Origin of the sequence: Candidatus Hydrogenedens sp. (assembly GCA_035361075.1) — a bacterium.
Classification (GTDB): domain Bacteria; phylum Hydrogenedentota; class Hydrogenedentia; order Hydrogenedentales; family Hydrogenedentaceae; genus Hydrogenedens.
Genome location: DAOSBX010000005.1, coordinates 1 through 4652, shown reverse-complemented (window position 1 = coordinate 4652; position 4652 = coordinate 1). Strand labels below are relative to the sequence as shown.

The window sequence follows — 4652 nt, the reverse complement described above, 5'->3', positions numbered from 1 at the left end:
CAAGCAGAATTCCCTCCACAACACCCACAGAAAAACAAAAAATTTTCCCGGATATCAGTTTATATCAACATTTAAGAATAACTTCCGCAATTGCATCATGTTTTACTTATAGTTTACTGAATGAAAATTCGGGTATTGATGAAAAGAATATTGATGCTTGTTTGGCGAAATGGAAAAAATATAATGATGAATTGGGAGTATTTTTGGATAAACTACGATCCATAGATAGAGAACTACATGAAGAGAGAAAAAGAGGTGTAAAAGATACAAATAAGATACAAGAACTTGCCAATGAAAAAAAAGAATCTGAAGGAAAGGTAGAAGAGTTTATAGAGAAAGATGATCTTGAACTTTTCACCTTCCTGTGTGGAGATGTATCCGGTATCCAAGAATATATTTATTCTATCCCTTCTAAGGGTGCTGCAAAACAACTCAAAGCCCGTTCATTCCTCCTCCAACTCCTTTGTGAATTTATTGCAACTTATATCTGCGAACACTTTAGCCTGCCTCCGTGCAATATTATTTATTCCGGTGGGGGGAGATTTTTTTTATTACTTCCCAAAGGAGTAAAGGAAGAAGTAGAAAAAATTAATCAGGATATATCGGTCAAATTGCTCGAATATATGAAAGGTGAACTACACCTTTTACTTGCTACAACCCCGGTGAAATTATCCCATTTCTGTGTTGGCGAGTTCACTTCTGTGTGGAGAAATGTAACTCAAGAAGTCGGGAAAAGAAAGAAACAAAGATACTCGGTTTTCTCACAAGAATCGGAAGATTGCGATAAATTTTACAATGAAATTTTTGGCAAAATGGATAAAACAAAATATCCAATATCAAAATATATTACTGGAGAAGACCAGGAAGAAGATAAAGACTCCCAAAAAGATGATCAACAATTAGAAGATTTTGGAAATTTTCTTTCTACTAAAGAAGACCAGAAAAAAGATAAAGACGCCCAAAAAGATGACAAACAATTAGAAGATTTTGCAAAGACACTTCGAAACGCAATATGGATGGTTCGAACAAAAGTAGAAAGTATAGATAAAAATCCTCTCCCTTTGCAGTTCATAAATAGTTTAGGGTATGACTATAAGATACTTAATAAATTGGAAGAAAAAACGAATTTAGACAATGTAACTGAAATTACCTTTTTAGATAAATTTAACATCTCTACTACAGTAACGGAAATATTGAAGGACAAGTTAGATAAAATTTCTATTTCACTTCGTCCTTTTGCTAATTACTGGCCCTCTTTAAAAGAAAATCTTGATAGTAATAATAGAAAACAGAAAGAAGATGATGACAGATACCTACCATTAGCCCCTGCACAATTTGAGGATTTTGCTGAAGCCTCTAAAGGGCCTGAAAAAATAGCTATCTTTCGGGCGGATGTGGACAATCTCGGAAATGTTTTTAATAGAGGATTGGGATATTACAATACTTTATCCCGTTCCGCAATGTTAAGTTCCGCACTATCTGATTTCTTTGAAGGATATGTAAATCATCTTGCAGAAAAAGAGGGTTATAAAGGTACAGTCGGCATAGTCTACAGCGGGGGAGACGACCTATTCATTGTTGGGGCATGGGATAAAGTAATTGATTTTGCTTTCGAACTTCGAGATGATTTTGATAGATACACTCATGGAAACCTATCTTTCTCAGGTGGAATTATTGTTGTTGACCATTCTATTCCTGTGCGAATTTGTGCCAGAATGGCGGAAGATGCAGAAAATCAAGCAAAATCCTACAAACACAATAATAAGGAGAAAGATACACTTGTTATTTTCGACACCGAAATTGGCTATGAAGAAAAAGATGATGTTTTTTATATTAAAGAAAAATTATTAAATTTGTTCGAAAAACAAAAAGATAATGTGGCTTTCAAGGGAATATTAAACAAGCTTTTTGACATTACCTATGTCTATCAAAAACAAAATGAAAAAAAGAAAAAACTTAAAGCAAAAGGTTTAAATACAGAGGAAATTCAAAAACAAGTTATTCTCGAACGCTGGAAATGGTTACTGGTCTACGGGCTCCGAAAATACACTACAAAAGATTCTAATGACCAAACGGAAATTATTATAGAAATTCAAAATAAATTACTTGAGCATAAAAATACAACTTACAATATTGAAGATAAACTCAGTGCTATTCTGCGCTGGGTCGAATTCTTAACGCGAGAAAAACAGAACAAAAAATTAAACAACATATAACATAAGGAGAGTATCTATGTATCAAGACAGGAACCGTGGTTGGAATCAAGAAAGAAATCAACACTCACCAATCCCTGAACCCAATCCTAATTTTTTTGCAAAAATGGTAAGGGATGGGATTACGCCAGAGTTTATTAAAGACGCTGAAAATTGCGGGGATTACCTGGCAAATAAAGTTCATTTGACAACAACTCAGATACGCCGAATATTTGGACATATCAAGAAAATTGAAAACTTTGAAGATCCAAAGAGATTCATACCTCAATTACTTATGTTAAAACCAATGCTTGCTTATACTGCCAAAAGGAATAAAGAGGTGGATAAATTAAAAGAGATTACAGATAAAGCAATTGATGTGGTAACGGATAAAGAGATTCAGAATGATAAAGAAAAACAATTAGTACGGTTTCGCCTATTTTGTAAAGGTTTTGAAGCTATTCTGGCTTATCACAAAGCTAAAGGTGGAAAAGATTAAACAAAAACAAACACAAATAAAATAAATAGGAGATATGAATATGAGTACAACAACCAAACTAACAAAATTAGTTGCTCAGTTAATTATTACGGGAGAAATTGAACTCCTCACAGGACTGCGTATAGGAGGTTCTGAAACAGGTCTTTCAATTGGCGGAGTAGATACTGTTGTAATCCGAAATGCAACAGATGGAAAACCTTACATTCCCGGTAGTTCCTTAAAAGGAAAAATGAGATGCTTGCTTGAAAAAGTTTATTGCCCAGGAAAATTAAGCGATGTTGCTAATAGCAGAATCTTCACATGTGATTCTTTGGAGACCTATAATAATCCTAAAAAAGGTATTATTTTCCATCTTTTTGGAACTACAAATGAGGAAATAAAAAAATTAAAAAATGATGGAAATACATATCTAATTGATTATTCATTACCTACAAGGTTAATAGTTCGCGATTGTTCATTAACAAATGACTCTGCTAAAAAATTAGAAGAATCTTTGTATGTAGACTTACCGTATACACAAGCCAAAACCGAGGTGGTTATAGATAGAATTACCTCTGCTGCAACTCCAAGAAAAATAGAACGTGTCCCTGCCGGAGTTAAATTTAACTATCAAATAGTTCTAAATATATACGACCCCCCCGATTTGAAAGATGAATGGCTTTCTTCCTCGTTAAATACTCTTAAGGAAGGTATGGATTTACTTGAGAACGATTATCTTGGTGGTATGGGTTCTCGTGGATATGGACAAATTAAATTTGCTACGAGAAAAGTAAAACTAAATAATTTAACTGAAGATACCAATTTAGAGCAGAATATGATATACACTCAGTGGTTAAATACTTTCCAACGCTAAATCTTCTAAGGAGTAAATCCTCATGCCTTATTACCGAGTTAAACTCAAACCGAATAGTCCCTTCTTCAAAGGTATAAACAGCCATGCGAGGAAGTCCACAGCTATAGTTCATTCCGATGTCCTGCATTCTGCTTTTCTTTGCGTTTCATCTACGATAGACCCTTATTGGCTGAGAGAAGACCGAGCAAAAAACCTTCTTCTCTCTTCCATTTATCCATATTATAATTCTATATATTTATATCCAAAACCTTTTGTCCCTTCTACAGATGATAGTCAGGATGAAAAAAAAGAAGAAGAAAAAAAACTTGACACAGCAGATAAATCAGACCGAAAAAAATGGAAAAAGGTTAAGTATGTCTCCGAAGGACTCTTTGCAAAACTTCTTGTTTACAAAGACGCTGGAAAAGAAGATTATCCCTATTTAGATGGAAATAAAGGAACTACTTTGTGTTTGGATACAGAATTAAATGAAATAAAAAAAGAAGGCGGGCTTCCCACCCAAAAAATTGTTAAGGAAAATTATAAGATCTCTACGGTAATAGATAGGGTAACAAATCAAGCAACTCCCTATCCACAGAATTATTATGAAATTAATACTGAAGAAGGCGTTGGACTGTGGTTTCTTGTTAAATTAGAAGAAACAGAATTGGAATCCTTTGAAAAGGTCCTTTCTGCTCTTGGCAAATTAGGAATCGGGGGAGAACGCACTTCTGGTTTTGGGCAATTTTCTATAGTAAAAATAATACCCTTACAATCCAACAATCTGAAACAATTAGTAGATAAAGATATCTTAGTTGTAAGCGGGCACGAAAATTTAGACCTTAATACTATAACCACACTTAGCCTTTATCATCCCACTAAGGAAGAATTTAATGATGGTATTTTAAATGGTATTGCCTCTTATGAATGTACTGTTCGGGGAGGGTGGATACATGACCTGGCAGGAGGAGATAACCCTAAAATGTCAATTCGTATGTGTATTGAGGGGAGTATTTTCCCCGCAAAAGATGGAAAGCCTAAAGGGGATGTGCTTGACATCAGTTATAATGAAGAGCCTCATCCTATTTGGCGTTCTGGACTCGCACTCAATATCTATTTTCAATTACCT

General features: G+C 34.4%; 4 protein-coding genes. All 4 read left to right on the top strand.

Annotation, left to right across the window (positions count from 1 at the left end; translation table 11 throughout):
- The coding region (locus PLJ10_02335; protein ID HOK08480.1) for a hypothetical protein at nucleotides 1-2216 on the top strand (2216 nt) is incomplete at its 5' end.
- Between the two features lie 16 nt (nucleotides 2217-2232).
- The gene (csm2, locus tag PLJ10_02330; GenBank protein ID HOK08479.1) at nucleotides 2233-2691 is read left to right on the top strand and encodes a type III-A CRISPR-associated protein Csm2; all 459 of its coding nucleotides are present in this window, start codon (nucleotides 2233-2235) and stop codon (nucleotides 2689-2691) included.
- Nucleotides 2692-2731: 40 nt separating this feature from the next.
- Entirely contained in the window at nucleotides 2732-3544 is an 813-nt protein-coding gene (gene csm3 / locus PLJ10_02325) for a type III-A CRISPR-associated RAMP protein Csm3 (GenBank protein ID HOK08478.1), read from the top strand.
- Between the two features lie 22 nt (nucleotides 3545-3566).
- A partial coding sequence (csm4, locus tag PLJ10_02320; GenBank protein HOK08477.1) for a type III-A CRISPR-associated RAMP protein Csm4 occupies nucleotides 3567-4652 on the top strand: 1086 nt, incomplete at its 3' end.